This window comes from Paenibacillus sp. GSMTC-2017, assembly GCF_016019935.1.
GTDB lineage: Bacteria > Bacillota > Bacilli > Paenibacillales > Paenibacillaceae > Pristimantibacillus.
Genome location: NZ_JAECMT010000006.1, coordinates 142,338 through 168,576, shown reverse-complemented (window position 1 = coordinate 168,576; position 26,239 = coordinate 142,338). Strand labels below are relative to the sequence as shown.

Sequence of the window (26,239 nt, the reverse complement as noted above, 5' to 3'; positions counted from 1 at the left end):
GCTTCCTCCTTATTTGTTCACATAGAGACTAGACATCGATTGAATGATCCTTTTATTAGAAACTGCCAGCAAAATAAACATAGGCAGGAGTGATACAGCACAAGCAGCCATTGCTAGAGGGAAGTCCATTCCATATCCCGCCTGACTCATAAACAATCTGCGGAGGCCAATCGTCACAAACATGTTTTCCTCGGATTTGATTAACAAGGAAGGCCACATATAGTTGTTGTAGCTGTAAATAAAAGTGATCAATATAAGTGAAGCAATCGCATTTTTGGAATAAGGGATATAGACCGTAAAGATCAGCCTCAAATGTCCCGCCCCATCCAGCTTCGCTGCTTGAACAACATCATTAGGCACTTGCACGAATGTTTGCCTAAGGAAGAAGATCGCGAAGATGCTGATTGATTCGCTGAAGATGTAGCCAATGTGCGTGTCTAACAAATTCCACTTCGATATTAAAATGAATGATGGAATGTACGTAACTGCCGCAGGTAACATATAGGTTGCGAGAATGAGTACAAAGATGAGCTGCACCCATTTTTTCGGAATCGCCGCAAACACATATGCTGCAAATATGGCGGATACGATTTGGAACACGATAATGATGACACTTACGTAAATGCTGTTCCATAAATAAAGCAGCATATTTGTTTCTGTAAATACACGTAAATAGTTTTCAAAATGAAAGGTCGTTGGCAATATTGATCCGCTGTACAACTCATCCTTAGGCTTGATGGACATAATAAACATCCATATATACGGAAATACCATTAGTCCACTGAGTGCTATTAGCAGGCTGTAATTCAACCACCTTTTCACATTCGCACCGTTCACCTTTATCACCTCATTTCTTTACAAATAACTTCGATATGAAGTAATTTAGGGCACTAATGAATAGACAAATAACTAAGAATAGAATAGCCAGAGCTGATGCTGGTCCCGTCTCATACCACTGAAATGCTAGTACATAGAAGTAATAAAGAATAGTTGATGTCGCCCCTGCTGGTCCGCCCTGTGTCAAAATATAAATTTGATCGTAAGCTTTCAAGGAATCTAGCGTAAATAGGATAAACAGAAACACTAGAATCGGAGAAATTGCAGGCAACGTAATTTTCATTAGTTTCCTTAATCCCTTGCCCCCATCAAGAGCGTTCGCTTTCTCTACTTCTGGATCTAACTTAGCCAAAGATGAAGTTAGCAATAAAATCGCTAAACCTAAATACTTCCACACCGTGACCACGATAACGACGAACATTGCTGTAAATTCCCCGCCAAGCCACTTCACAGGCTGTAGTCCTATCGCTTGCAGAATCGTATTAACGATTCCTGTATCTTTATCAAAAATGCTAACCCAAACCATAGAAACAATAACGGTTGGCGTTAGCCATGATGAAAAGATCGTAGCGACAAACAACGTGCGAAGCGCTTTTATTTTGCTTAGTCTAATGGCTACTAGCAGTCCGATCACGATTGGTGGGACGACTGTGAAAACAGTGAATACAAGCGTATTTACGAGCACTTTTAGAAAGAACGAATCTCCTAACAAATCCCCATAATTGTCTAACTTCACATAGTCGTAGGTTGGAGAAATATAGTTCCAATCGGTAAAGCTAATATGGAACGTCTTAATCATCGGATATATCCAAAATACTGCTAACGGAATTAATACCGGCAATAGAAGCGCAAGCGCCCACAAGTTATCCTTTACACTTCTGCCCTTTAACCTAATCATTTAGTTAAGCTCCCTAATGATGTCTTGCATTTCCTTGCTGTCACATGGATGGTGGATACCAAACAGCTTCGCAATTGTAGGCGCAATACCCGCTATCGATTGTGGCCCAAACTGTTTATGCTGTTCCAATCCGTCACCGATGCAAATTATAAATCCGTTCATTTCGTCCACCCTAGCTGGATCATATCCATGCAAGCTCTTCATATCCACATATTTTGCATCCTCTGAGGCGAAGACATCTTCACCGCATACCGTATCGTTCAAATCTAAAATGCCAACAGGCCTTAGATCAGAGTCACCCTCACTTTCGAGCTCGTAGAAATCATTAACCTCTTCCATCTCCTTAAAATCGTTCATTATCTCTCTGTTTTGCTCTTGTGCCAGCGTGCTATAGAACAGCATGGACCCATTCCCATCGCCAACAAATCGGATTTGATTGTTTGCGAGTTGTTCCCGCCAGTCGCTGCGTGACAAAATTTCATTTGGATAAAAGAACGACCCCACATCACTTTGGCCATGATCCGAAAAGACGATTAAATTGAATGCTTTACCGGACTCCGCCAGCGCTTGATGAATCTCTCCGACATAATCGAGAACAGTCTGGAGACAATGCAATGCTTCAACAGAATCCTTCCCATATTGATGCGACATCGCATCGTACCCAACGAAACGTACCGCTACAAAGTTATAAGCGTTCGACTTAATTGCACCCAACGTTTCACGAATGGCGATTCCATCTATCTCGTACACTGATGCGGAGTCACCCTCCTGAACCCGCTTCTTGCTGCTCGATTCCGTTAACAAATGATCGATGTAAGGATTGCCTGATGTTAATGGCCAATGGATACAGCAACTCTTGAGCCCGTTCGCAGCAAGGGATTGAAATAACGTTTGCTCATGCAGCGTCTCATTGCAGATAAGTTCATGATCGCCATAAAGCGGTATTTGCTCCATCGTGCTGGATCGCAATAATACATTGTCGTACACAAGATGGTTAGGATGAAAATTGCCCGTTATCGCGGTTGTGTGAGCATTAAAGGTCACTGAAGGGAATGTTGTAATCAATTTGCTACAATACGAAAATCCACTATCTATAAATGTCTGTGCATATCGCTCAAACGTTTTGAAACTTGGTCCATCTACTGAGATCAGAACATTCATCGGATGCTCCTAACATTCAGTTGTGTCTTCTGATCAAAGAGGAGAACATGATTGGCAAGTAAACCTACATTAACCATTTCACCCTTTGCGTACATGTGATCAAAGCTCTTTTTGACAAGGAATGTCGTGTTCTTGTATGCCAGATGCAACAGAATATCGGTCCCAATAATTTCTGTGAACGTAACCTTCATTGCATAAGTGTTGTTTGTTTCTTCTGTAATGAAACAATGCTCGGGTCTAATGCCTGCTATAACGTTCGGATGGTTTCTAATTGTATCTAGTGGAAGATTAGTCTCCACGAGCAAACCATCGATGTCTGCATACGTTTGCCCATAACGTTCAACCAGCTCAGCTTCGATATAATTAATTGGCGGCGAGCTAATAAAATTAGCTACAAACATATCGACCGGACATTCGATAATTTCCATCGGTGTTCCGATCTGCTTAAACTTTCCTTCAGCCATAATCGCGATGCGATCGCCTAACGTAACAGCTTCCACTTGATCATGCGTAACATATATAAAGGTAGAATTTAAACGCTCATGGAGCTTTTTAATTTCGATTCTCATTTCGTTTCTAAGCTTCGCATCAAGATTCGATAAAGGCTCGTCCATTAGGAATACCTTCGGCTCTTTCACGATTGCTCTGCCAATCGCTACCCGCTGCTTCTGCCCTCCAGATAATTGACTTGGAAGACGTTTCAACAAATGAGTAATTTGCAGGATGTCAGCAGCCGCATGGATTCGTTCTTCTCTCTCAGCTTTTTTTACCTTTTTAATTTTCAATCCGTAGTCCATATTTTCGTAAACGGTCATATGTGGGTAGAGCGCATAGTTTTGAAAAACCATCGCTACCCCTCGATCTTTCGGCTCCACATCATTGACACATACATCGCCTATTGTAACTGTGCCATGCGTAATGTCTTCAATACCTGCAATCATTCTGAGCAAGGTCGACTTCCCGCACCCGGATGGCCCGAGTAATACTAAAAATTCTTTATCTTTTATTTCAAGGCTAACGTTATCTAACGTCCGCTTTTCTTTCGTATATTGTTTGGACAATGACTGTAACGTGATGGCTGACATGATGCGATACCTCCATTCCAAATTGGCACTTCGTTTGATAACGTATGCCCATTGTAGGCTTCATTTGTTAACCTGGAATCATGTTCAAATGAACGTCTTGTAAAGGTGTTTACATTTCTGGCGGAGTAGAATAATCGGTTAATTAGTGTCTGTACAACGTAAAAAGCAGGTTTAGAGCACTCAACAATTGAGCTTTCTAAACGTGCTTTTTGTAAACGATGGGCTAGGTAATTGTTCCATGTTTTATATGCTTTTACTTCATCATATTGCGCGCTATTAACAACCTTACCGTTTGTATCAGCATAACCTAATTTACTGTTACTTTCGACGATAACTAAACCATCCTTATAACCATCGTATGGATATAATTTTCCAAGAGGTGCTTGCTTACCATTCTTATTTAGTAGTCCTACTTCAGATGCGGTTTGTTTGCAATACACAATATATATTACCCCTTCAGAAATCATATATGGGGCAAAAAACAAATCACTAACTAAAGGGTAAAATGATGGTAGAGGTACGTGAAACATTAACTGGAGAACTATTTTTGTGGCATCAAGGCGAGGCGATTTCACTCAAAGAAACAGAACGAAACAAACGGGTAACGGAAACAAAAAAAGGCGGAATTTACGTAGCAACGTAAACCCGCCTCCAGTCATCCTTGGCGGATATACCGGAACAAAATCTATGTTCATGATAAAACACATTCATCAACAATCCAAGCCACCATTAAGTGGCTTAGAACAACAATTCAGGGTAACATTATCTCAGACGATTGATACCATTTTTTTAGATGGCTCAATTTAGATCGGCTGAGTAGTTACTATTTTTTTCATCTTTTTTCATTCTTTTTTATAACATAGACATGAATAAGGTATAAACAAAAAAGCATTGCACTTAAAGACATCAATGGAATTCTAGGGAAATTTTCTAAATATCCCATGATATAAGCATAAGTTCCAGTTGAAGCAATAACTCCTGCATTCTCAACAATATTTTTTGGTTTTTTAATATTTTTTACTATACGGTAAACAAAAAAGCCTAGCACTCCAAAATATATCAAAAGTGAGCTTACCAGTAATGAAACAGCGATCATGTTTTAATCTCACCACCATGTAAGTTAACGTACTTTTACCTATATCACTTATAGGAAAGTTATTGAGCTATATGCTCTCTTTAATGCCTTTTCTGCCTCACTAAACTGGTATACTACAAGAGCAGTTTCACTAGCTGATAAAATTCCCAATGCTACCAATCCACCAGGTCCAAACCAAGGTAGAATTACAGCCTCACCAACAACAGCAAGTATAACCGTAGCCAAAGTAGTTTGGTAACTGTTGTAATCACTTTCAAATCTAATTACATCATTTCTAGCTGTTTGAAAGTCTGAATTTGTATTCAAAATTCCAATTTTAGAAATATTCTTGCCTGTTGGTTCTCCAGATCCCCAGCCTTTTCCGACCCAATTGTAATTCATAGACTCATAACATCCAAATGCATAACTAGTTCTTGCAGTGGTGGAATAATAATGACAAATAGAAGAAATTCCCCCTCTATCACTACCACCAGTTGATCTTAGCATGTAATTATTTGCAGGTGCAACATTTTGGGGAGCAATCGCTACATTCTCATCAAAAGCGCTAACGTCTTCTTTGATACCATCAATGTAAACATCTTGATTATTATTCGAAAAGATTATCTCTGATTGGTCGAAAGAGTCAGTAAATACTGAACCGTATTCCGCAATATACTCTGGATATATAGTGTAATCTTTAGTTTGATTAATTGTAGTTTGGCTTCCGTCCTTTGTTTCAATAGCAGACGAAACAGTTGTTACTTCAACGCTACCAATCTTAACACTCTCAACAATAATATCACTTGTAAAATTAACCGTTGTTTCATCTTCAACCTTCTTTTCACTTGCATGTACTACAGACCCAAAACTACTTAACAATAAAACAAGAGATAGACATGCACTAACGAACTTCTTTTTCATAATTTCACCCCTATTATTATTTAAAGACAGCCCACAATATACCATGTAAATTTTTAACTATCAATATAAAATAATAAAATTATTACTTTTGTCTCATTAATTTTATATATTTTTTTACAAATATTTATTAAATTACATAATTTAAATACAAAGAATTCTTTACAATAATAAAAAGGATAACCGAGTGGACAAGAATACACTATTTTCTTCATTCCGTAAATTGCTAGTGCCAATTTGTAAAAAAGCGTTTAATGAATCGATATGATTTAACTGCGGATGAGATTGGTAAAATGTATCGGAATCGCTGGGCAATCGAAACTTTTTTCAAGTGGATGAAGCAGCATATTCGAATCAAAACGTTCTATGGCACAAGTGAGAATGCCATGATGAATCAGGTTTAGATAGTCCTTATCTCTTACTGCTTGCTTGTTCTGTTCAAGCAAGAGTCCCATAAAAAGCAGTCTTTGCTGGAAATTAGTCGTAGTCAAAGAGTATTGCTTTGGATATCGTATAACGAATAGATTTATTTCTTAAATTTATTAAATGAACAGAGTTGCCTTTAATGGGTTATCGACCTTTTGATTTTCTCACTGAAAAATACCACAACCCGGGCGGCTAGCTCGCATTGTGGTATTGTTAGTTGTACTTATATGATTTAGCTTTCGAACTGACAATTGACTGAAGCCTATTCTTAATAATTATTGCGAAATTATCTCATTTCAATTTCTATCGAGTTTATCAAAAGTCTTTTCACTGATATCCTCGGGTTCAACCTTGCTCATTCCTCCAGAAACAATTCGAGAACGTCCTGCCCTTCCCTAAGTTAATTCTCCATTATGGTATCTTATCATTCCTCTTCTACTGAACAACTTAATAAATTGTAGAGTTTCTACACCGAACAAACCGCTTGTTCGAACAGCTTCATATGCTTGATGTAGTAATTGTTTCTCTTGTACGAGCGGTAGGAGTAGCTTCCTTACGATAGCTTGATCGTTTTTCACCTCAACATAGTCCCAATAACCAAGATAGGAGTTAGCACCTAGCCGAAGAAAAGTATTGGCAAAGCTATCATTGGCAACACTCAAACAACTACCGTTAATACGATAGTTGCTGGTAGTGTCTTGTTATAGGCAGCAATAAATGCAGGGGTAATGGCGTAATAACCATTCATCTCCATTAGACGGCCACTCTTCATGTCCGCCTCATAGTCGTTAAGATTCGCTGCCATAGCTTTCTCTCCTGTTAAAAACAGCTGAGTTTCCCTAGTCGCCGATCCAAACAATTCTCCATGCGTATCGAGTATAACAACGCCATATTGACTTAGTATTTTGAAGGTTTCAACCGTTACCACTTCGTCCTTTAAGCGATTCATATTATATTGTGCTGATTTGAAGCTGTCCGATATGTCATCGTAAGCCGTTGAAGTGAGTCCTTTGCTAGCAAAAGACGAAGCAATAAGCACATTACCACTGCCCACTGTTCATTCGCTCCTCGAACTTGGCACAATAGAAGACAAACTTATCCCTAATTGAAACATATCCGTACGGTCTACTAGTTCAAGCTCAGGCTGAGCAGCAATACCCTCATCAACTGCGCCCTTCACTCCTGGTTTATTAACTAAAATACCTCCACGCAAACCGTCTACACCTTCGTACCCAATGCTTCCTCCTTCGAAAGATACACCAGCTTCGGCTACATTCGGCTGTTTTAATAACCAATCCACAACTTGTTCTTTTGCTATAGCGTTCTCGCCTAACTGCTTGTCTACTTGCTCAAGCACTTGTTCACCTAGATCAAAATATTGCTGGTGTTGCTCCTTCGTTTCACGCTCTACCGTTCCAATGCGCACTTCATTACTGGATAATACTCCGAAATCAGTATCTTCATAACTGATTGTTTTCAGTAAGCGTGACTTCGCTATTCCTCCTAGTGTCACTTAATTCTCCCTAGTCATCCACTTAGAAACTGCTGTAGGCGAATTAATAGCCAAAATAGATTTCTCATCAGAAATTTCTGCTTCTAATGGAAAGCTTGGATTGAGATAACTGTCTGTCTTCTTGTCCCCAGCAACCTTAATCGAATACAGCTTAGCGTACCTTTCTAGTACAACTAACGTCTCACCTCTTGTAATTAATTCCTTCGGTTGGAATGTTCCATCGGGGTAACCATTCATCAACTGATGTTACGTTACTTGTTCAACAGCTGCTAATGACCAACTCGCAATCTGGCTCTCATCCGCAAACGTAACTGCTAACTTCTTATCAACTAATGATTGCTTCTCGCTCATGAGTCTCTGAATAATAACCGCAGCCTCTTCACGCGTTATCGAAGCGTCAGGACGAAATAGCCCATTAAATCCTTGGATATATCCACTCTTTTGTCCAATTGCAATATCTTTAGCAAACCATGCCATACTAGACACATCTCGAAAATCAGTATCGTAAACTCTAGGATTTAGTCCTAGTCCTTTATTTACGAATGTAACAAACTCAGCACGGCTAACATCTTGATCCGGTTTAAAGCTCCCATCATCATAGCCGCTAATCGTCTCTTTCTTCTTCGCAGCAATAACTGTGTTCTCTGCCCAATGGCCTTGCGTGGCGGTGAAGTTCTCTTCAACTATTCTCTCCACTGCTCTAACTACTGGTGGCGGTGGTGCTAATGTTGCCAATAAACTAACAATAATCAGACATGCAATAAAACGTTTCCCCACTCTTTCCACTCCTCTAACAGCCTAATTGGCTGTCTTAATAAAAATAGACGAACCCTTATGACTCTGCTGGGTTCGTCTAGATGTGTTAATACTCTCTTATAGTTGCTGTTTCGACCGCTAAAGCTGTTGTTTTGACAACCATTTCGCTTAAAATGCTAAAATGTCCTTTTATTTTTTACCGCTCCGACAAAGGTTCTGTTAACCGATAATATCGGACATAAACTTACACGAACTAGATCGATGATTGACGATAATACAAAGAAAAAGCACGATAGAAATATTCGTCAATGACGAATGTTTCTATCGTGCTTTTACCTACTTTATCCTTCTATTTGGCAAAACTATGATGGCCGATGGTTACAATAACATCTAAGTTGTCCCAGAATGAACCTTTGGACACCTTTGGATTAAAGAAATATACGGCGCCTCCAACATTGTTTTTACCGTTTAATGCATCCTTAGCAGCGCGTTTTACACTTTCATTTGGCTTGCTCTTGTCGAGCATACCGTTATGTGCGGGTGGGAACTGTTTACCTGAATAAATAACACCCTTGATCGATTTAGGGAATCTTGAGTCCTTCACTCTATTCAAAATAACATTCGCTACGCCTAGCTGTCCTTCATACGATTCGTTCCCCGCTTCAACCTGCGTTATCTTAGCAAGCAACGTAATATCCTCTTCTGTGAAGGGCTTGGCCTCATTATCGAATATAGATGGCACGACCACGAGTAGTTTAGTCCCCTCCTTGATCGGATCTTTACTATCTAGCCCATTGCGTTTGAGCAACTCCGCCTTAGTACTGCCATGTTGCTTACTAATTTCAGCCAATCCGTAGTCGGCTGCCACCACTGCTGGCTTCACTGTCGTTATTTCTGCTGTGTTCTCTTCATCGTTCCACTTAACAGTCGCATGAAGCAGCTCAGCCATCTGGCGAAGCGGCATATACATCTTGCCACCTACAAGGAATGGCTCCTCCTTCATAACATAACGACCTTCGTTGAAATAAACAACCGGAACGCCATTGCCAAGCACAATCTTATCGCCTTGCGCCGAATTTATCGTTGTTTCCTCATTTTCTTTGTCCCACTTACTCTTTGCACCGAATATGCTTGCGATGTTTGCAACTGACAAATAGACCCGCTCATCTTGTTTCCTGATTGGATCAGATATTTTCACTTTATCTCCATCAATCTTAATGGTAACGCCCTTTGCAACTTTCGTCTTCTCATCCTGTGCAGCAGCGACTGACATTGGCCAAACACTCACTAATAACATTGTCCATATAATAAGTAATGCTCGTTTTCCTATGTTCTGATTTCCTCTAATCATAAATACCTCCTCGAATTTCTCAAGTTATATGGTACGCCGATCGTTCAGATTGCCGGGATTTTGCCTCCGCAAAAGTATACCACAGCTTTTGGTACAATAATTATTAACAATTTCACAGAATTCAGATAAATGCGGTTGGTATTCGGTTGTTAAGCACGTAAATGATTAGTCTAGCAAAGTATGACAACGATAGATTAGTATATTTCAAACATGTCCATGTGCTACAATTTCTTTGAGCTCGAATTATGTAATTGCAAAAGGAGTTATTCCGATGATACGTTCTTTAGCGATCACTAACGATCTAGAAGTTATTAGAGACGTTCCCTTAAATAAGCTTTCCGATGCCCATATCAAATGGTATTGGGTCGACTTCGACATGCCAACTGAGGCCGAAGCTAATCAATTAGACGAGCATTTCCACTTCCATCCGCTAGCTGTTGAAGATTGTTTTCATTTACTTCAGCGTCCCAAGATGGATCACTATGAGAATATGCATTTTTTCGTTATGCATGCCATTAATCCAAAAACACTTGCTGCTGAAGAAGTAGATTTGTTTCTTGGCGACAACTATGTCGTTACGTTCCATCTGCAGCAATCTAGAGAGATTGAAGATGCATGGTGCAAAATAGCCAAACAAAAAAAAGGCGTGGACAAAGGTCATTTGTACGCCGCCTATTTGGTCATGGATAAATTGGTAGATCAATATTTCCCCGGTGTATACCAGATCGAAGAATATTTGAACGAAATCGAAAACAATGTTAGCTCAGAATCCATGCAAGCGCTGATGGATGATATCTTCGACATTCGTGCTAAGTTGTTAAAGCTGCGGCGGACGATCCTTCCGATGCGAGACCTCTTGTATCGAGTTATAAACTCGGATCGCATTGATGGCTTGGCTGAGTTGCGGTTATATTTTACAGATATCCACGACCATTTATTGAAGCTGTCTGAGATGATCGAGTCTAATCGAGAGATGACGTCGGATCTGAGAGACAATTATCTCTCTATTAACTCCTATCGGATGAATGGCATTATGAAGACGTTGACTGTTATGACAGCTATCTTTATCCCATTAACTTTTATTGCGAGCATCTATGGCATGAACTTCGAGATTATACCAGAGCTTTCGTGGGAATGGGGTTATTACGCTGTATTAACGGTTATGCTGATCGTTGGCTCATCCCTATTATTTTGGTTCAAGCGCAAGGGCTGGTTTAAGTAGAAGGAAGTGCAATATTCAACATGGCAACATCTATCCGATATATATAGAATTCGATGCAAAAAAGCCAGTAAGATCAGCTTCGCTGATCCTACTGGCTCTTCTATTAGATACACTATTTATTTCATTAGCTTGTTCACCGTAGTTAGAAACTCGTTGATGATATCTTCATCGCCTTCTTGAATCTTTTCAATGACGCAGCTCTTCAAATGTGCCTCTACAAGCAGCTTCCCTACACCGTTTAAAGCAGAATGCACTGAAGCGATTTGATTGAGTACATCATCGCAATATGCATCTTTTTCGATTAGTCCTTTAATGCCGCGAACTTGACCCTCTATTCGATTTAAACGATTCATTAAACTCGTTTTCGTTTTATCCGAATGATGACTGTGTCGCTCACACTGGTTATGTTCCATATGTCCATCCGCCCCCTAACCTCATAAGGCTATATTAGCCTAACCCCCCATTCAATGCAAAGATCAGTCTACGACTCTAATTGCTATTCCAAAATAAAAGTGCCCGTAATTGGATTGTGATCACTGTGTTTAAACGTAAGATCATGCCCTTTCACACTATTAATCTTAATGTTCGATGATACGTAGAAACCATCGATTAGAGCAAGGAAGTTAACACCTTCCTTGTATGGAGCATTCAGCTCCCGAACAGAAGGAACGTTTGGATCGATTGCCCATTGGAATCCATCAATTTCAAATGTCTTAGGGAAAGACTGAAGCCACGCCGGCCATGCCGCCGGAGATCCGAAGTGAGCAGGATCTGATCCAGGCAACGAATGGTTCCAATCCCCGCCAGCGATAATGTAGTTGCCTTTTTTCGTTTCTGTTTCAATGTATGTTTTCAGAAAATCCAATTGTTGCTTACGAATTTTCCCGCCCTTGTCGTAGGCAGATAAATGTACATTAAGAAGGACTAGCTCTTTCCCATTTTCTACAGGGAAGCGGCTTTCAATAAAAGCACGATCAAGCTCCATTAGTTGAACTGGCCACTTTTCCTTGCCAGGCAGATCATATCTAGTATGAGATGTACTCTCAAACGTTGACATCGTCATCAACCCTGCATGAACTTTTCCCATTGGATTCATTACTGGGACAAGAACCCAAGGCACTTTATAGTTTGTAGCAAATACTGAGCTGTATTCAGGTAGAGCTTTGCTTAATCTCTCTACTTCATCAATACGATTACTACGAGTAGCATCCTTATCTACTTCTTGAAGCATATACATATTAGATCCTGTGTCTTTCAATATGGAAGTAATAGCCGCTAAATTTAGTTCCGTTTGCTCCTTGCTGCTGGAACGAGACATTGTCCCCCCATCCAAAAAGAAATCTTGTCCTTGATCATTTCCCGCATAACCAATATTGAAAGTTGTAACCGTAAATGGTTCACCTTGCTTCATTTTTATAGTTGGATTATTAACTACATTAAGTTTTACCTGTGCGTCAGGTTTGTAATCCACAGCTGTGACATAAATAAGAAACACTACAAAAGCTAAAACTGGAACGCCGACAATCCATCCTGCAATTTTTAACACCTTTTTGACCATTGTTAACTTGACCCCCTGTAGTTACATTTACCTAGATGAAACAATGCCCAATCAGTCAACTGCAATCGCAATCTTGTGCATACCTCACTTCATCTTATTCAACATTACTTTCTATTTATCCTACTTTTAGATGTTCAATCTGAAAAAAATGTAGTTTTTTATCGCATCATATACACAATTCCAACTATATGCCTGTCGAAATTAGTATTATTTTACACAGTTTTAGTGAAAGCGTTTACAACAATACATTTATCTACTATATTATTTTCAACCAAATAACTTTATTCCGATCGATTATATTTTTTTAGCGAGGTGTTCATTACACGAATTGAAATTAAACCTACCACACGAGAGGAGGTGAATTATAATGGCATGTCCTAACAGATGTACAGCAGGGGATTGGGTGACTTATTGTACAGCATATTGCGCTGGTATGAACAGAAGAAGAGTGTTCGTTTGTCGTTCTGAAAATTGTAGCGTTAATGGACCTTGTGATTGCTGGTAATTCCAATAAATAGAGAATCTCTCTTTTAAACGGGGAGATTCTCTTTCTACTATTTAGCTACTTAAGAAGGGAGACTAATCACAATGAATGCGATAGAAAAAACAATTCCGTCATTTCTGAAAGTGGAAGAAGGCTTGCACATAGGTGACTTCATGCCAAATATAGCTATCCCACACTATGACTCCTTACACCTCTATGATCTCATTACGGACCATCTTCTGCTTGCAACGATAAGTACCACCTGCGCAGCTTGTCTTCCTGCCATGGAGGCTCTAAATACTTTTGTACAACACTATCCATCCGCTAATATGCATATTTTTATGGAAACGGAAGAAGAGACATTTGAAAAGGCAAAACAAGTCTTTCATCCTACAGTAAACATTTATCATGCTTCTGATGATGTGTTGTTTAATGAGCTAAAAACTCGCGGTTACCCTTGGGCATTCGGGTTAAATGCAGAGGGCCAAATTATCACAATCGAACATGCAGGCAGTCTCGAATATTTGGAATATCTTCTGTCTCCATTCAAAAAGTTTTTGAATCAACAACAAGAGTTATCACTCAAGGGGGAATCACGATGAGCAAGTTGAGCTTTCGAGATTTGTTTAAGAGTGACACTCTAGAGAGAGATCATTCTTTTGTACCCTATATACCAAGTGAAGACGAGATAACATCAGAAGCTCACGGGTTAGGGATGCCCTTCCCAGACCTTACGTTAGATGAAAGACTAGTAAGTGCACCCTCTGCTGCCATTTTGTTCATTTCCTTAACCTGCAGCAGTTGCATCGATCTACTTCCAAAACTTCTGACATTTAGCAACACATATACGGGTATTCTTCTGCTCATTAGCAGTGCATCGCTGGAAGATAACAACGAGCTTGCCCACTATTACGACTATCCATTCCCTGTCATAACCATGGCGGAGAATAGCTATAAATCACAATTTAAATTGGATGCGACACCCTCTGCCATTATTCTTGAACATGGTCTAATGAAGCAACGTTTTACGATTGAGGATATTAATCACCTATATAGAGAGTTGGGGCTCGATCGAGGAGGCGAATAGCTTTGCTTATGAGTGCTATATTTGTGATGGATATAATCATAGCGGCACTCTTTTTCATAGCCTTTTATTCCAAAGCAAATATGTTTAGAGATTTAGAACTTTCCGTACAATCCTATCGAATCATACCGGTAAACTGGATTCGTCCAGCATCAATCGGCTTACTTCTCTCCGAGCTTCTGCTTTTTTTAACGTTCGCATCTGGTCTAGCCCTTTATTATAAGGAGATTTGTGCTATTGTTTTGCTGCTTCTGTTCAACTTTATCGTTATACGAAAACGCCGCCTGGATCGCGATAATAATAGTTCCTGTTCTTGTTTTGGCTCCATAAGCTTTCTAAATCGTTATCCATTGAGCCGAAATACAATCTTTATCGTACTTTGTGCGGTCAAATGTATCGTTCCGACACACTCTATTTCTACGTATATGGTCTTCTTGCAACTTATCATCAGCATCATAGTCATTTGTGGCTCCATGATTTTTATAGATTATTACCAAACACGTAATCGGTACAGAGCTCTAACGGTGGAGACATGATGATCATGTGGCTGCTCATCTCAGCAGTATCCATTTTGGCCCTTGGATCACTGCCTTTAATTGAAATGAAACGTAAAATAAACGCGATTGAACGGCACTTGGCAAGCAGCGCTTCGGCGGAGGAGACTTGGTCTGCAACTCCAACGATCACTATACTTAGCGTTCATTACGCACACCCATCATTTAAGAAAATTGATGAATTACTATCGACGAAACATAAAGCATTTCAAGATGTTATTGTTTTTTTGGATGCGCCGCCATTCATCGTACAACTGAAGCTGCGTGCTTGGAGCAGTTGCTTTAGTGTGCGACATACAGCTGAATACCGGCATTCAAAATGGCTAATGGTGCTGAATGGAACAACGACAGTCTCTCAATGGGATGGGTATTCACTTCATCGGTACACTGAAGCCCAGATGTTTATAGAGCGGAAGATGACTTTATTCAATCACGATGAGGAGGATGATTTATGCACAAATCAATAAGCGGGCAACTTATTATAGCTGACCAAGTAGTAGATAATTATGAGGCGAGAGCACATTGTATTCAGAATGTACGTAACGAAGTTCGCATACGTACATTTCCTTCGGTTACTCTTTTTTATTTATGGGCTAAAGTATTATTTTTCGGAACCGATGAAGGGGTCGTATTTATAAAGGTGTATGATTCCAATCAACAAATTGTATGGCAAAAAAAATGCGATGAGCTTGTCAATAAGCGACAAGGTCATGTTCCAGCGGGGACGGATATGGCCTTTCAGCCGCGTTTTGTAGTCCATGACGAAGGTTTATTTCATTTTGTCATGACAGATGTTGATGGCCACACGTTAGCACATTACCCTCTCTATATTTCCAAAGCAGTATCCTAATGAACCCTTCTTACAGCAAATTTCGTACAATTGGTTTTTTGCTTCCACTATTGTGGAAGATCTCAGGCATAACCCTAATCATTCTATTGTGTGTAACATTAGCACAGGCATTTATTCCGATCGCACAGCTAAGACTTACAAGTACATTGGTGAATGAAGCTGCTGTTTTGTTCCAAGGGAGCACCGGAAACAATTTTCAATCCCTTGAGAGGCTTGTTTGGTTACAGCTTGCTTTGCTTCTCGTTGGCGCTCTTCTCAGCAGTGTGTTTAATTATGCACAGCAATACTTTAATCAACGGGCAACGCTTTATTTCGATGAATGGATGTCGGCGAAAGTAAATCGGTTGTCCCTAACGTACTTCGATAATCACTCCAGCTATGATCAACTGCAACGAACCGCTTTCAGCCTACAACTGCAAGGTATCGGTATTGTTTTTACATGCTTAATGATGGTCCAAAGTTTCATTACAGTCATTGGTTTTATGATCGTGTTATATCAATTCCACTGGCTTCTATCTCTCGGCATGCTGCTGCTTGTTATTCCTATGTTATGGTCTTATTTATATGAGAGTAAAGCCAAGTTTAAACTTATCGTTCACCAAACGCCGGATGAGCGAATGTCATCCTATATAAGTAATTTGCTTAAAAGTCGAGAAGCCGCTAAGGAAATCCGTGTATTTGAAACAGCCCCCTACTTGATAACGAAGTGGAAAACAATTGCTTGGAGAAATACGAAGCGTATTCTCGCCTTAGAAAGAAAAACGATCAGCATTACATATGCCGTACAATTAGTAACACTTACACTATTAAGTGGCATGCTACTATTTTCTCTTCATACTGGGGTAAATGGCGGTTTGGAAATAGGTGGTTATGTTGCTCTAGCACAGGCATTGTTCAGCACGCAAGCACTCGTACAAAGCTTAGCTCAGAGTTATTCAAGAATTCATCAGGACTTATTGCACACGAATGAATTGATAGATTTTGTTAATCTTCCTGAAGAAAATGACCAAAACGGCGAAATCGCCTTTCCCACTCCAATTCAACATGGCATTGTAGTCGACAATGTATCCTTTCACTATGACGGAGCTAATGGGCCCGCACTGGATGGAATATCATTCACCATTCATGCAGGTGAGAAAATTGCTATTGTTGGAGATAACGGAGCTGGAAAAAGCACCTTGGCGAAGCTTCTGCTTGGACTATACCAGCCTCGCAGCGGCGACATTTCAGTAGACGGCATACATTATTCGCAGCTGCATGGGACTGATTTCCGCAGTCATGTCAGTGCAATTTTTCAAGATTTTGTTCAATATCCGTTCCCTGTCTGGGAGAACATCGGACTTGGACAAGTGTCTGAACTGCATAATCGAAGCAGGCTTCAGTTCTCAAGCAAGCAGGCTAATACCCTTTCTTTTATTAATAAGTTGCCACAAAACTGGGACACTGTACTTGGTGTACACTTTGATGGCGGGCATGAGCTCTCTTATGGTCAATGGCAACGAATTGCTTTAAACCGAGCATTTTTCCGAGATTTTGAGATGATTGTTTTAGACGAGCCTACCGCATCTCTTGATCCGATGACTGAATCATCCATCTTTGAAAATATTATGACATTAACGAATGACAAAACTGCCGTCTTTATTACGCATCGACTAGGAAGCTGTCGGTTTGCAGATCGAATCATTGTGCTAAAAGATGGTCGGTTAGTAGAAAATGGTGATCACAACACATTAATGGGGCTAAACGGGGAATATGCAGCCATGTTCCGCAAACAAGCTAGTTGGTATACAAAAGAATGGGCGGAGCAGACAGTAGGATCATAAATAGTGATTCCCTGCATTCGCCCATTTTTAACCATTTCTATTTACTATCCTCTGCCAATATGATAATGTATATTTCGAAATACATCGAAATATAATACGAAAACAACAGTGAGGGAAAATGAATGGTAGAAGACAATCTGGAAATGCGTCAAGCGATCAAAGTGTATAAAGCTCTCGGCGAACCAACACGTCTAAAAATTGCTCTCTTGCTTATAGAAGAGCAAAATTTGTGTTGCTCATCAATTGCAAACAAGCTAGTTAGTGTAGCTGGATCAACACTTTCACATCACTTGAAGCAATTAACAGAGTGCGGGTTGCTTAACCTACGCAAGGATGGCACCTACATCTACTACAGCCTCAATCGCGACATCGCAGGGAGATATGCCCCTTATTTGTTGGAGTAATTTTTTTTCGTACATATTTCTATATATCTAGAAATATAAAAGTATGAAGACGGAGAGGAGCATTTTTATGACAGATAAGTGGAAAATTTATACGCTAGCAATCATTTGTTTCTTGGTAGGTACATCCGAATATATTATTGCAGGCATATTAGATCAGGTAGCATTAGATATTGGGGTAACAGTCGCTGCTGCCGGACAGCTTATTACTGTGTATTCGTTAGTTTTTGCCTTTGGTACACCTATCATAATGACTTTAACTGCAACTATTGATCGACGGAAAATGCTTATTTATTCATTAATTACGTTCATTATTGGCAACGTCATTGCAGTTGCCCTTCCAGGGTTCATCTTTCTAATTGTATCAAGGATCATCCTTGCATTAAGCACAGGCGTATTCGTCGTAACAGCTATGACGGTCACATCTAAGCTTGCACCTGCTGACAAACAAGGAAGTGCAATCGCAACATTAGTTATGGGCTTTAGTACAGCGTTAATTATAGGCGTTCCACTAGGAAGAGTATTTGCAGCCTCCTATGATTGGAAGCTTATTTTCGGAGTAATCGGCTTACTTGGTATCATCGCGACGTTTGTTGTCATTGCTTCCATTCCTCGTACGGCGAGTGAAGCACCTATCCCACTCCGCGATCAGTTCGCATTGCTTCTGCAACCGAAGATCGCCGTTGCCTTTTCCGTTACCTTCTTCTGGATTGCTGGCTATTCCATTGTCTATACCTACATTTCACCTTATCTTTCAACGATCACGAATATGAGCAGTCAAGTCGTAAGCGCTGGATTATTTGCACTCGGTATTGCGAGCCTGCTTGGTTCCAAATTCGGAGGATTCAGTGTCGATAAATGGGGTGCACCGCGTACGCTAACAATAGGAATGCTGCTGCACGTAGTTGCACTTCTCGCATTTTCTCTCGCTGGCCAAAACGTCTATCTCGTATTTGCATTACTCATTTTATGGTCGTTCTCAGCTTGGTCTAGCGGACCTACACAACAGTATTATTTACTCACCTTAGCACCAGGTGCTTCTGGCATTATGTTAAGTCTAAATAGTTCTTTTATTCAGCTCGGAATGGCAGCCGGTGCAGGTTTAGGGGGCATCGTCATCCAGAAAGCTTCACTGTCTGATGTCAGCTGGATTGGGGCTATAGGAGTATTAATCGCTGTAGGAGCAGCAGTGTTGTCTTTCCGGCTTTCTAGAACGGAACAGCCAAAGGAAGCAGCGCTTTCGGTTGCTCCACAGCAGATTGAGTCGACTTAACTAGAATGTAGAGTGCTGGTTAAGCTCGATGATACTGTACGTGCAAAGGATAGCCATACAACAACACTTAGTCGCTCAATTCCACGCTGCAAGGGTCATTTCGAACCTTGCAGCTCACTTAGTTGCTCGATTCCACGCTGCAAGAGTCGTTTTGACCTTTGCAGCTTAGCGCCAAGCAGCACATATACCACTAGTATTTGTAAATTACCTGCTACTTTTTCTAATATTGAGATTCCCTCCATCAAAGTCAAATACAATTGGCGTGCCCTTCACACTTGGTTCCCACCCTTGATCAATTGCCTGACAGATAAAGAACTCAACATCTCTGGGTCTAATAATTTTCAAGTTTAGATGTTCTGTATTAGGAAAGTTAACCCAGTAGCTATCTATATCCGACTGAATATATACTTCAAGCCGTCTCCCTTTGTAGATTTCATGTTCCGCTATCGTGATGACATACCCACTGTCAGGGGAAACGGTCCAACTATATTGTTCATTTCTTACAACTATTTTTCTAGAACTTTTTTTGTTTATGTCAATTTCATTCCTCATTTATTAGAGACTCATATCTAAAAGATCGGAATCATTCAGAATATGCGATTGAAAGTTACATTCATGCTCAGAAATTCCAAACTGCCGAGATCCCTATCCACCTATTCAGTACCTCTAACATTTGTAATGCTAGTCCCCTTTTTATAAATTTACCATCCAACTTGGTCTATAAGGTATCCTGTTTAACGAACCGTATGATGCTTATATTACTAAAAACATAACCTTATTTATTCTAACGAACCTCCTTAACGTTATAACGCAACATATAGCCGAAACTAGACTACTTTACTTGAAATAACGATTTTGGAGTTCGTTACGACGCGAGACTATCACATTTTGATCATATAAGAGTTATTCAGTTCGTTAGGTTCTACTCGTATGATTTAGCCGCAATTTCTGTGTTCAAATCTAGCTCTTAATGCGTCATTATGCCCCTATTCTATCTCCCCTAAATAAACCTGCTCATGATTACCTTGATGCAGCGATTCAATGAGTCGTCTAAGCTCTTTAGGGAACAGTGGTTCATCCTTAATAGTAGAAAGCTCGATCCATTCCACACCGAGTTGATTATGATCCATGTTCGTAGTTTCAGTTTCTTCTATTATAGAAGCAGTAAACATACATTCTACGCGATGAACATTTTCATCCATAAAGCATTCTCTCATATATACTAACTTATGTACTTCAACCAAGTAACCCGTTTCTTCGCAACATTCTCTTATTAAACAATCTATCAGCTTCTCACCAGGCTTGGCCGCCACCCGGCAACAAATAGTAATCGCCATCTTCATCTTTCAACTTTATAACTAGTAGCCTATTATCTTTTATAATGGTTGCTTTAGCCGAGTTACGAATCCTCATTCTAACATCCTCCAGTACGGAAATACCTTTCTGACTCGCAGTCCATTGCATTTTATAGCTTTATCAAAGTTCTTCTACCTTCAATCCTACCCAGACAAAATTCAGAATTGTGCCGTTCATACACCTCATTGTTACCCATCATAACAACAGATGATAGCGGATCAAATGTAATATCTAATACCACTTCATTTTCTTTAACAAACACTACCTTACTCAGAGATTCATCGCTTAATGGATAATCCCCCCTACTAGACTCATTAATTACATACTTAAAAAAGGAGTCTTCTGTATGCCACTTCGTACCAATAGCCCCTTCCATTACTTCTCTCGACATATATGGACCAAAAACATACATTTTATCCCACTCAAAATGTGTAACTTCCGTCATAAAAAATATGCTGTTTTCTTGAATCACATTATTTAGATTAGTAATAAACTCATCTAGATCGTTATTTTCCACTTCATACTTTTTGAAGTTATAAAAGCTGATACAAAGAGGCGTGAATAATATAGCAATAATAGCTATTATAATAATGTGTCTTTTTCTCATGAAGTGCTGCTGCTCCTTGTGTAAAAATCATTCGCAACTCGACAAGAAAGTTATATCACTTTCTTCATCAGTACCGTTTTGACAGGAAAGCCATTTGGATTAATGACTTCCTCCTCTTCAATAACGATGAAACCTATTGATTGATATAATGCTATGTTTTGCGGGATCGACATACGAACCCTACATTTCATTTCTGATATTCCTTGTTCTTTTGCATGTTCTTCGAGCCAGTGTAAAAAGGATTTAGCAATACCTCTTCCTCTTGCTATTGGGGAAACAGACAGGCGTGAAAAGTAAAGAGATTTCTCATTCCTCGTAAATCTTACAGAGCCTACAGCTAACTCATCCTTGAAATAAAGCAACGCTTGCTCTGCTCCAGTGGAAAGTGATTCCTCTATTGAAACAATCGTCTCATTAAGTGCACTTGACGGGACGTCAATATGTCTATATTCCTCAAAGGCAAGTAACATCATTTCATGAACCAAGTTTGCTTCTTTCGACTCTGCCAGTTTAATCATCCAATATCCCCCCGAAAATTGTCGCTACATAAATTAACCCATTCTGATAAACAGATATCCTTCTCTTCGATTTCAGCAGTTTGAATGGACAATATTTTCACATTAATCGTTATTTATACTTTACAATAATATCCTTATTAACAAAAGCGTATTTCAATCTTATTCGCTTACTAATTAAAAAAATAATTAAAATTATTATTATTTTAAAGTCTTTTTCATTTATGATGCTACTACCCTATTGATATAGTGATATAATTCCAATGAATAATAAGAAATCGCATCTAGAATACCAATTGAAGAGAGGTTTAACCACATGTCCGTTCTACAATCACTACGAATCAAAAATGTAAGACTCAGAACTAAAATTATTATTTTATTGTCGATTCCTACTCTAGCACTTATCTTCACAGCTTTTTTAACCGTTTCGAATATGAATACCTTAACAGCAAACAAATCAGAGATTTACTCTAGTTCAAGCCTCACCTTGAATGCGGATAGAGACATGTATCAAGCTTATGTAGCGGTACAGGACCTCCTTATCTTTGATAAGCAGAGCAAGGAATACAAAGACTCGATGGATAGCTTCAAGGAAAATGTAGAGCAAGTGAACGAAAGAATAACAAAAGTAACCGAATTCGTAACGACAATTGAGGAGCTTAAACATTATCAGCACCGTGAATCGAATAAAAAAATTGAAGAACCTATTGAACAATTTCAAAAACAATTAAAATCGTGGACAGACTTATCCAGCTCAATCATTCAGTCAACGGAAACACAATCGAATGAACAGAGCCTACAATCAATTGCTCTTTCTATAAAAAAGATAGATGTTGCCTATAATGCTGCAAGAGATGAGCTGAATCTCGTCGGTGAAATTATTGATGAGTTCTCGGACAATCGTATTCAAGAAGATAATAAGCTGAAGGAATCAACTAGAATGACGATCTTCTTAGCTGTCTCTTCCGCACTGATTATCGTTACTATAGTAGGACTCATTTTCATAAGAGCACTCACGTCACCTATTTATAAAGTGGTTGAACATATGAACCAGCTGGCACAAGGCGATTTTACAGTTAAAAATAACGTCTATAATGGGACAGATGAAATTGGTCAATTAATACATGCCGTTAACAATATGATTTCTAATTTGCGCGATCTATTCCTAAAGGCTAGTGAAACGTCTAAACAAGTAGCTGCTTCATCCGAAGAGTTAACTGCAAGTGCAGAACAAACTGCACATGCATCGAATCAGATTACTACAGCTATTCAAGAAGTAGCTAGTGGAGCAGAAACGCAGGGGCAGGCAGCAGAAGAAAGTGCAAATGCAATGAAAGAATTAGCAATCGGTATTCAGCGAGTAGCAGAAACTTCTTCTTCTGTGTCGGAAGCAGCGATGGAAACACAAAAAGAAGCAGTCCAAGGAAATGAATCGATTCGAAAAGTGATTGCGCAAATGAGCACAATTAATCAATCATCAGAACAGACCGCTTCTCTTATTAAACAGTTAGGAGAACGTTCAATCGAAATTGGTAAAATTGTTGATGTTATTACCGGAATTGCAACACAAACAAACTTATTAGCTCTTAATGCTGCTATTGAAGCAGCTCGTGCAGGTGAACACGGCAAAGGTTTTGCCGTTGTAGCAAACGAGGTGAAAAAGCTTGCTGAACAGTCCCGAGCATCCTCCAGCCAGATTGCAGAGTTAATTGGGCACATTCAAAGAGACACTACTCTTGCTGTAGAAGCGATGGCCTATGGTACAAAAGAAGTAGAAGCAGGTATGGACGTTGTCCAATCGACAGGTGACGGATTCCAATATATCCTTCGATCAATTGAACAAGTCGCAGCTGATATACAAGAAGTTTCTGCTGTAGCAGAACAAATGTCAGCTAGTGTAGAACAGGTTCATGCTTCTGCCCAGGGAATGGCTCATTCAGCCAAACATTCCGCTTCCAACACACAAAACGTAGCAGCAGCTTCAGAAGAACAGATGGCATCCATTGAGGAGATTACTGCTTCAGCTTCTTCCATGTCACAGACGGCTGAAGAATTACGAACCATCGTTGCGAGATTTAAAATATAAATAGGTTTTAATCAAAGTAAGCTGAGTCAGCTTAGGTCATGTACCTAATGCCGGCTCAGCTTATTTTAGTGGAGCTCTATATACGCCGTATTTAACCTAACTCTCTACACGTAATTTCACATATATGATGACTGTGTATTTAGATCCCTAGTGCCATTGCGAGTACTCTCGCAACGTTCGATAACATAAATGCAGATTCTTTATGGAGCAATTGTTCCTTCGAACGGAAATCTGCACCTCCCTCTTTAGGTAAAATAGTAGGACCTGCCATGCCTGTTGCCACTAAAAACTGAGCAGCTTCTTCTGCCCATGGAGAAGTTTCTCCACTCAGTTCTACTTCTATAGCTGAAGCTCCGAACGATTGCATTAAACGATAAATCATTACCGCTGCTTCTTCACGCGTAATCAGTTGATCTGGGGAAAAGCGCTGTGCAGAACTCCCCAGAATAATTCCCAATGTAGCTAACTGATGAATCTCGTTTGAATAGCGGTGACCTTCCGTATCAACAAAGGTTGTTGCTGTCGTTATGGGCTTGTTGCCCATAAAGCGAAACAATTCGGTTGCAAACTCTGCACGAGTTAGAGCTTTTTCAGGTTCAAATGTTATGGCATCTGGATGTAAAACACCATCTAACGTACGTAGTGTATAAATTGCATTCGCATAAGGATGATTGCGCGGGACATCACTATAATCTGGTTTGCTCTCTACTTTCTCACTCCATGCAGAAGGTAAATAGTAATCAAGATAAACGATATTACCCGTCTCATCTGTTTTGAAAGCTGCTAACATTCCTGCTTCATCCTTAAATAACATATCCCCAATAGGCTCTAGCTTTACATTACTTTTTGTCCCATTTAATAATAAGTAACCGTCTTCTGCTTTTACATCGAAGTAGATAAAAGGAAAGCGTAAAAATCGATAGCTACCTTCAAATCTAGCTAATTGCTCTTTGGTCAACTTGAGAGCAGGAAGTTCCTCGTTTGTTTTCGGATAATAATGATCCATAAATGCTTTAAACAGCCCTGATATAATAGGAGTGCTGTCAACGTCGCTATTGAGTACAACAAAACCTCCAACTTTGCGATCTGGCAGCATCCACATCCAAGAATGATAACCAGGCAAATCGCCACCTTTTGCGATGACATACTCACCATTGAAGCTTTCACGGTAGAACATCTCAAAACCGTAAGTCATGTTCGGAAGCTCTGGATGGCTAGAAATACGTGTTTTATGCATGTCTTTTACAGTATCCTCTTTAAGAATTCGTTCATTCCCAAACTTTCCACCATTCAAATGAGCAAACATAAACTTGGAAATATCCGTGCTTGTAGAAAACATTCCTCCTGATGGCATAATGGTTGGATATACTTCATAATCAGGATGCGGCTCTTTTGTCGCCGTATAACCCGTTGCTAGCTTTTCTTTCATTTTTTCGCTCATACGGAAATCACTATTTTCCATTCCAAGTGGGCGGAATATCTTCTCGTCAATTAACTGTTCAAACGGTTGATCTTCTACCTGTTGCATAATATAACCCTGTAAGTCAGAAGCATAATTATCATATCGGTAAGCAGCTCCTGGTTTACGTACTACTGTCGGCGCAAATTCTTTAATATGTTGTTCAAGTGAATAAGATTCGGGAGTAGTTATGTCGGTATAATCAAATCCAGTTGTATGTGTTAACACATCTTTCATTGTCAGCTTGCTGTTCGTTTGATTTGCTATCTTCAGATCACCTGTATAGTTATGAATATCTGCTTCTAAATCTATTTTTCCTTCCTCAACTAATTGCATAACACCTGTCGCTGTGAATACCTTTGATACAGAAGCTACTCGAAAAACAGTTTCATTTGGAATAACTGGCTGCTTACTCTCCACATCCGCATACCCAAAGCCTTTATTTAGAAGTACCTTGTCATTATCTACGACAACAAATGCAGCTCCTGCCATCGCCTTTTTCACTTCCGGGCGGTTGAAGTAGGCATCGGCAAACGCTTCAACTTCCTTTGCATCTTTAGGACCAGTAGCGGTCGCAGCTTCAACTTTGTTTCCTGGAAGCGAAACTGCTGAAACCGTAATAACAGCTGCCATTAAAGCTGTCGCCCATTTCGATCTTCTACTTTTTTTCGCCTTAACTTTCAACATAACTATCCCTCCAAAAAAATAATTTGATTTTTTTACATTTCCTTCCTCTTTATAGTAAGTTACTTTTCTTGCTTCAAAATCCGCCCTTAGTCTGCACTTGCTACTAGCCCTAAGGTGAAACCTACATACATCCCAGGACGGATAGCTTGCGTTGTGGAAAAATATACTGATTATCGGGGTTATGCCTTCTACCATAGGAAACTAAACGTAAAAATGCAGCGATTCGCACAAAGAACAAAAAGGGTGCCCCCAGAAGCCTC

General features: G+C 39.7%; 32 protein-coding genes. 12 read left to right on the top strand and 20 right to left on the bottom strand.

Annotated elements, in window-relative coordinates:
• Positions 1-9 precede the first annotated feature (9 nt).
• The 5 genes from I6N90_RS21590 to I6N90_RS21570 are packed head-to-tail and all read right to left on the bottom strand — an operon-like array spanning position 10 to position 4,421.
• On the bottom strand, positions 10-837 hold the full coding sequence (locus tag I6N90_RS21590) for a carbohydrate ABC transporter permease (RefSeq protein ID WP_197937733.1): 828 nt from the start codon (positions 835-837) through the stop codon (positions 10-12).
• A gap of 10 nt (positions 838-847) precedes the next feature.
• Positions 848-1,735, bottom strand: coding sequence for a carbohydrate ABC transporter permease (locus I6N90_RS21585; RefSeq protein WP_197937732.1), 888 nt, complete (start codon positions 1,733-1,735; stop codon positions 848-850).
• Positions 1,736-2,896, bottom strand: a complete 1,161-nt coding sequence (locus tag I6N90_RS21580) for an alkaline phosphatase family protein (protein ID WP_197937731.1) — start codon at positions 2,894-2,896, stop codon at positions 1,736-1,738.
• The gene (locus I6N90_RS21575; protein WP_197937730.1) at positions 2,893-3,981 is read right to left on the bottom strand and encodes an ABC transporter ATP-binding protein; all 1,089 of its coding nucleotides are present in this window, start codon (positions 3,979-3,981) and stop codon (positions 2,893-2,895) included. The genes I6N90_RS21580 and I6N90_RS21575 overlap by 4 nt, the downstream gene beginning before the upstream one ends.
• Positions 3,921-4,421 (bottom strand): hypothetical protein, encoded by a 501-nt coding sequence (locus I6N90_RS21570; RefSeq protein WP_197937729.1) that lies wholly within the window; start codon positions 4,419-4,421, stop codon positions 3,921-3,923. The genes I6N90_RS21575 and I6N90_RS21570 overlap by 61 nt, the downstream gene beginning before the upstream one ends.
• 65 nt (positions 4,422-4,486) lie before the next feature.
• Here I6N90_RS21570 and I6N90_RS21565 point away from each other — a divergent pair, with 65 nt between their 5' ends.
• Positions 4,487-4,624 carry a hypothetical protein gene (locus I6N90_RS21565; protein WP_197937728.1) on the top strand — a complete coding sequence of 46 codons (138 nt, stop codon included), beginning with the start codon at positions 4,487-4,489 and terminating at the stop codon, positions 4,622-4,624.
• A gap of 189 nt (positions 4,625-4,813) precedes the next feature.
• Here the strand turns inward: I6N90_RS21565 and I6N90_RS21560 are convergent, their stop codons facing one another.
• Positions 4,814-5,077: a hypothetical protein gene (locus I6N90_RS21560; RefSeq protein ID WP_197937727.1), complete on the bottom strand. Its 264-nt coding sequence runs from the start codon at positions 5,075-5,077 to the stop codon at positions 4,814-4,816.
• Positions 5,078-5,125: 48 nt separating this feature from the next.
• Complete coding sequence (locus tag I6N90_RS21555; protein ID WP_197937726.1) at positions 5,126-5,977, bottom strand: hypothetical protein; 852 nt, start codon at positions 5,975-5,977, stop codon at positions 5,126-5,128.
• A 251-nt stretch (positions 5,978-6,228) separates the two neighbouring features.
• Between I6N90_RS21555 and I6N90_RS21550 the strand changes: the two genes are divergently transcribed.
• Positions 6,229-6,378: a transposase gene (locus I6N90_RS21550; protein WP_197937725.1), complete on the top strand. Its 150-nt coding sequence runs from the start codon at positions 6,229-6,231 to the stop codon at positions 6,376-6,378.
• 417 nt (positions 6,379-6,795) lie between these two features.
• Here the strand turns inward: I6N90_RS21550 and I6N90_RS21545 are convergent, their stop codons facing one another.
• The 6 genes from I6N90_RS21545 to I6N90_RS21520 all read right to left on the bottom strand — a co-directional run bounded on the left by I6N90_RS21545 (position 6,796) and on the right by I6N90_RS21520 (position 10,020).
• Positions 6,796-7,062: a hypothetical protein gene (locus I6N90_RS21545; protein WP_197937724.1), complete on the bottom strand. Its 267-nt coding sequence runs from the start codon at positions 7,060-7,062 to the stop codon at positions 6,796-6,798.
• Entirely contained in the window at positions 7,059-7,454 is a 396-nt protein-coding gene (locus I6N90_RS21540) for a hypothetical protein (protein ID WP_197937723.1), read from the bottom strand. Before I6N90_RS21540 ends, I6N90_RS21545 begins: the two co-directional genes overlap by 4 nt.
• Positions 7,455-7,457: 3 nt before the next feature.
• Positions 7,458-7,913, bottom strand: coding sequence for a hypothetical protein (locus tag I6N90_RS21535; protein WP_197937722.1), 456 nt, complete (start codon positions 7,911-7,913; stop codon positions 7,458-7,460).
• Positions 7,914-8,150 (bottom strand): S-layer homology domain-containing protein, encoded by a 237-nt coding sequence (locus I6N90_RS21530; RefSeq protein ID WP_197937721.1) that lies wholly within the window; start codon positions 8,148-8,150, stop codon positions 7,914-7,916.
• A gap of 9 nt (positions 8,151-8,159) precedes the next feature.
• Entirely contained in the window at positions 8,160-8,690 is a 531-nt protein-coding gene (locus I6N90_RS21525; RefSeq protein ID WP_197937720.1) for an S-layer homology domain-containing protein, read from the bottom strand.
• A gap of 328 nt (positions 8,691-9,018) precedes the next feature.
• On the bottom strand, positions 9,019-10,020 hold the full coding sequence (locus I6N90_RS21520; RefSeq protein WP_197937719.1) for a cell wall hydrolase: 1,002 nt from the start codon (positions 10,018-10,020) through the stop codon (positions 9,019-9,021).
• Positions 10,021-10,291: 271 nt separating this feature from the next.
• Here I6N90_RS21520 and corA point away from each other — a divergent pair, with 271 nt between their 5' ends.
• Positions 10,292-11,242: a magnesium/cobalt transporter CorA gene (gene corA, locus I6N90_RS21515; protein ID WP_197937718.1), complete on the top strand. Its 951-nt coding sequence runs from the start codon at positions 10,292-10,294 to the stop codon at positions 11,240-11,242.
• A gap of 116 nt (positions 11,243-11,358) precedes the next feature.
• On the opposite strand, the gene I6N90_RS21510 is transcribed toward corA, so the two are convergent.
• Together I6N90_RS21510 and I6N90_RS21505 are read right to left on the bottom strand one after the other, a co-directional pair.
• Complete coding sequence (locus I6N90_RS21510) at positions 11,359-11,655, bottom strand: metal-sensitive transcriptional regulator (RefSeq protein WP_197937717.1); 297 nt, start codon at positions 11,653-11,655, stop codon at positions 11,359-11,361.
• A gap of 83 nt (positions 11,656-11,738) precedes the next feature.
• Complete coding sequence (locus I6N90_RS21505; protein ID WP_197937716.1) at positions 11,739-12,800, bottom strand: endonuclease/exonuclease/phosphatase family protein; 1,062 nt, start codon at positions 12,798-12,800, stop codon at positions 11,739-11,741.
• A gap of 588 nt (positions 12,801-13,388) precedes the next feature.
• On the opposite strand from I6N90_RS21505, the gene I6N90_RS21500 reads away from it, so the two are divergent.
• The 8 genes from I6N90_RS21500 (at position 13,389) to I6N90_RS21465 (ending at position 19,269) form a co-directional block, all read left to right on the top strand.
• Positions 13,389-13,886, top strand: coding sequence for a hypothetical protein (locus I6N90_RS21500; RefSeq protein ID WP_197937715.1), 498 nt, complete (start codon positions 13,389-13,391; stop codon positions 13,884-13,886).
• The gene (locus I6N90_RS21495; RefSeq protein ID WP_197937714.1) at positions 13,883-14,371 is read left to right on the top strand and encodes a hypothetical protein; all 489 of its coding nucleotides are present in this window, start codon (positions 13,883-13,885) and stop codon (positions 14,369-14,371) included. Before I6N90_RS21500 ends, I6N90_RS21495 begins: the two co-directional genes overlap by 4 nt.
• 8 nt (positions 14,372-14,379) lie before the next feature.
• Complete coding sequence (locus I6N90_RS21490; RefSeq protein ID WP_197937713.1) at positions 14,380-14,904, top strand: MauE/DoxX family redox-associated membrane protein; 525 nt, start codon at positions 14,380-14,382, stop codon at positions 14,902-14,904.
• Positions 14,901-15,389, top strand: coding sequence for a hypothetical protein (locus I6N90_RS21485; protein ID WP_232243230.1), 489 nt, complete (start codon positions 14,901-14,903; stop codon positions 15,387-15,389). Before I6N90_RS21490 ends, I6N90_RS21485 begins: the two co-directional genes overlap by 4 nt.
• Entirely contained in the window at positions 15,374-15,772 is a 399-nt protein-coding gene (locus I6N90_RS21480) for a hypothetical protein (RefSeq protein WP_197937711.1), read from the top strand. Before I6N90_RS21485 ends, I6N90_RS21480 begins: the two co-directional genes overlap by 16 nt.
• Complete coding sequence (locus tag I6N90_RS21475; RefSeq protein WP_197937710.1) at positions 15,772-17,595, top strand: ABC transporter ATP-binding protein; 1,824 nt, start codon at positions 15,772-15,774, stop codon at positions 17,593-17,595. Before I6N90_RS21480 ends, I6N90_RS21475 begins: the two co-directional genes overlap by 1 nt.
• 122 nt (positions 17,596-17,717) lie before the next feature.
• Positions 17,718-17,999, top strand: coding sequence for an ArsR/SmtB family transcription factor (locus tag I6N90_RS21470; protein WP_197937709.1), 282 nt, complete (start codon positions 17,718-17,720; stop codon positions 17,997-17,999).
• A 67-nt stretch (positions 18,000-18,066) separates the two neighbouring features.
• Positions 18,067-19,269, top strand: a complete 1,203-nt coding sequence (locus I6N90_RS21465; RefSeq protein ID WP_197937708.1) for an MFS transporter — start codon at positions 18,067-18,069, stop codon at positions 19,267-19,269.
• A 204-nt stretch (positions 19,270-19,473) separates the two neighbouring features.
• Here the strand turns inward: I6N90_RS21465 and I6N90_RS24915 are convergent, their stop codons facing one another.
• The 4 genes from I6N90_RS24915 to I6N90_RS21445 form a co-directional block, all read right to left on the bottom strand.
• A complete protein-coding gene (locus I6N90_RS24915) occupies positions 19,474-19,821 on the bottom strand; it encodes a hypothetical protein (protein WP_232243229.1) in 348 nt (115 codons plus the stop codon).
• A 434-nt stretch (positions 19,822-20,255) separates the two neighbouring features.
• Positions 20,256-20,582 carry an NUDIX domain-containing protein gene (locus I6N90_RS21455; RefSeq protein ID WP_197937706.1) on the bottom strand — a complete coding sequence of 109 codons (327 nt, stop codon included), beginning with the start codon at positions 20,580-20,582 and terminating at the stop codon, positions 20,256-20,258.
• A 152-nt stretch (positions 20,583-20,734) separates the two neighbouring features.
• The gene (locus tag I6N90_RS21450; RefSeq protein ID WP_197937705.1) at positions 20,735-21,232 is read right to left on the bottom strand and encodes a hypothetical protein; all 498 of its coding nucleotides are present in this window, start codon (positions 21,230-21,232) and stop codon (positions 20,735-20,737) included.
• A gap of 50 nt (positions 21,233-21,282) precedes the next feature.
• A complete protein-coding gene (locus I6N90_RS21445; protein WP_197937704.1) occupies positions 21,283-21,750 on the bottom strand; it encodes a GNAT family N-acetyltransferase in 468 nt (155 codons plus the stop codon).
• Between the two features lie 313 nt (positions 21,751-22,063).
• Between I6N90_RS21445 and I6N90_RS21440 the strand changes: the two genes are divergently transcribed.
• On the top strand, positions 22,064-23,833 hold the full coding sequence (locus I6N90_RS21440; protein ID WP_197937703.1) for a methyl-accepting chemotaxis protein: 1,770 nt from the start codon (positions 22,064-22,066) through the stop codon (positions 23,831-23,833).
• 139 nt (positions 23,834-23,972) lie between these two features.
• Here I6N90_RS21440 and I6N90_RS21435 read toward each other — a convergent pair whose 3' ends face one another.
• Positions 23,973-25,979, bottom strand: coding sequence for a serine hydrolase (locus tag I6N90_RS21435; RefSeq protein WP_197937702.1), 2,007 nt, complete (start codon positions 25,977-25,979; stop codon positions 23,973-23,975).
• Positions 25,980-26,239: the final 260 nt, after the last annotated feature.

Coding starts and splice junctions, on each gene's coding strand:
- I6N90_RS21585 (WP_197937732.1), bottom strand. CDS start 1,735: ATGATTAGGTTAAAGGGCAGAAGTGTAAAGGATAACTTGTGGGCGCTT.
- I6N90_RS21580 (WP_197937731.1), bottom strand. CDS start 2,896: ATGAATGTTCTGATCTCAGTAGATGGACCAAGTTTCAAAACGTTTGAG.
- I6N90_RS21575 (WP_197937730.1), bottom strand. CDS start 3,981: ATGTCAGCCATCACGTTACAGTCATTGTCCAAACAATATACGAAAGAA.
- I6N90_RS21565 (WP_197937728.1), top strand. CDS start 4,487: ATGATGGTAGAGGTACGTGAAACATTAACTGGAGAACTATTTTTGTGG.
- I6N90_RS21560 (WP_197937727.1), bottom strand. CDS start 5,077: ATGATCGCTGTTTCATTACTGGTAAGCTCACTTTTGATATATTTTGGA.
- I6N90_RS21555 (WP_197937726.1), bottom strand. CDS start 5,977: ATGAAAAAGAAGTTCGTTAGTGCATGTCTATCTCTTGTTTTATTGTTA.
- I6N90_RS21550 (WP_197937725.1), top strand. CDS start 6,229: ATGAATCGATATGATTTAACTGCGGATGAGATTGGTAAAATGTATCGG.
- I6N90_RS21530 (WP_197937721.1), bottom strand. CDS start 8,150: ATGAATGGTTACCCCGATGGAACATTCCAACCGAAGGAATTAATTACA.
- I6N90_RS21520 (WP_197937719.1), bottom strand. CDS start 10,020: ATGATTAGAGGAAATCAGAACATAGGAAAACGAGCATTACTTATTATA.
- corA (WP_197937718.1), top strand. CDS start 10,292: ATGATACGTTCTTTAGCGATCACTAACGATCTAGAAGTTATTAGAGAC.
- I6N90_RS21510 (WP_197937717.1), bottom strand. CDS start 11,655: ATGGAACATAACCAGTGTGAGCGACACAGTCATCATTCGGATAAAACG.
- I6N90_RS21505 (WP_197937716.1), bottom strand. CDS start 12,800: ATGGTCAAAAAGGTGTTAAAAATTGCAGGATGGATTGTCGGCGTTCCA.
- I6N90_RS21500 (WP_197937715.1), top strand. CDS start 13,389: ATGAATGCGATAGAAAAAACAATTCCGTCATTTCTGAAAGTGGAAGAA.
- I6N90_RS21495 (WP_197937714.1), top strand. CDS start 13,883: ATGAGCAAGTTGAGCTTTCGAGATTTGTTTAAGAGTGACACTCTAGAG.
- I6N90_RS21490 (WP_197937713.1), top strand. CDS start 14,380: ATGAGTGCTATATTTGTGATGGATATAATCATAGCGGCACTCTTTTTC.
- I6N90_RS21485 (WP_232243230.1), top strand. CDS start 14,901: ATGATGATCATGTGGCTGCTCATCTCAGCAGTATCCATTTTGGCCCTT.
- I6N90_RS21480 (WP_197937711.1), top strand. CDS start 15,374: ATGCACAAATCAATAAGCGGGCAACTTATTATAGCTGACCAAGTAGTA.
- I6N90_RS21475 (WP_197937710.1), top strand. CDS start 15,772: ATGAACCCTTCTTACAGCAAATTTCGTACAATTGGTTTTTTGCTTCCA.
- I6N90_RS21470 (WP_197937709.1), top strand. CDS start 17,718: ATGGTAGAAGACAATCTGGAAATGCGTCAAGCGATCAAAGTGTATAAA.
- I6N90_RS21465 (WP_197937708.1), top strand. CDS start 18,067: ATGACAGATAAGTGGAAAATTTATACGCTAGCAATCATTTGTTTCTTG.
- I6N90_RS24915 (WP_232243229.1), bottom strand. CDS start 19,821: ATGAGGAATGAAATTGACATAAACAAAAAAAGTTCTAGAAAAATAGTT.
- I6N90_RS21450 (WP_197937705.1), bottom strand. CDS start 21,232: ATGAGAAAAAGACACATTATTATAATAGCTATTATTGCTATATTATTC.
- I6N90_RS21445 (WP_197937704.1), bottom strand. CDS start 21,750: ATGATTAAACTGGCAGAGTCGAAAGAAGCAAACTTGGTTCATGAAATG.
- I6N90_RS21440 (WP_197937703.1), top strand. CDS start 22,064: ATGTCCGTTCTACAATCACTACGAATCAAAAATGTAAGACTCAGAACT.
- I6N90_RS21435 (WP_197937702.1), bottom strand. CDS start 25,979: ATGTTGAAAGTTAAGGCGAAAAAAAGTAGAAGATCGAAATGGGCGACA.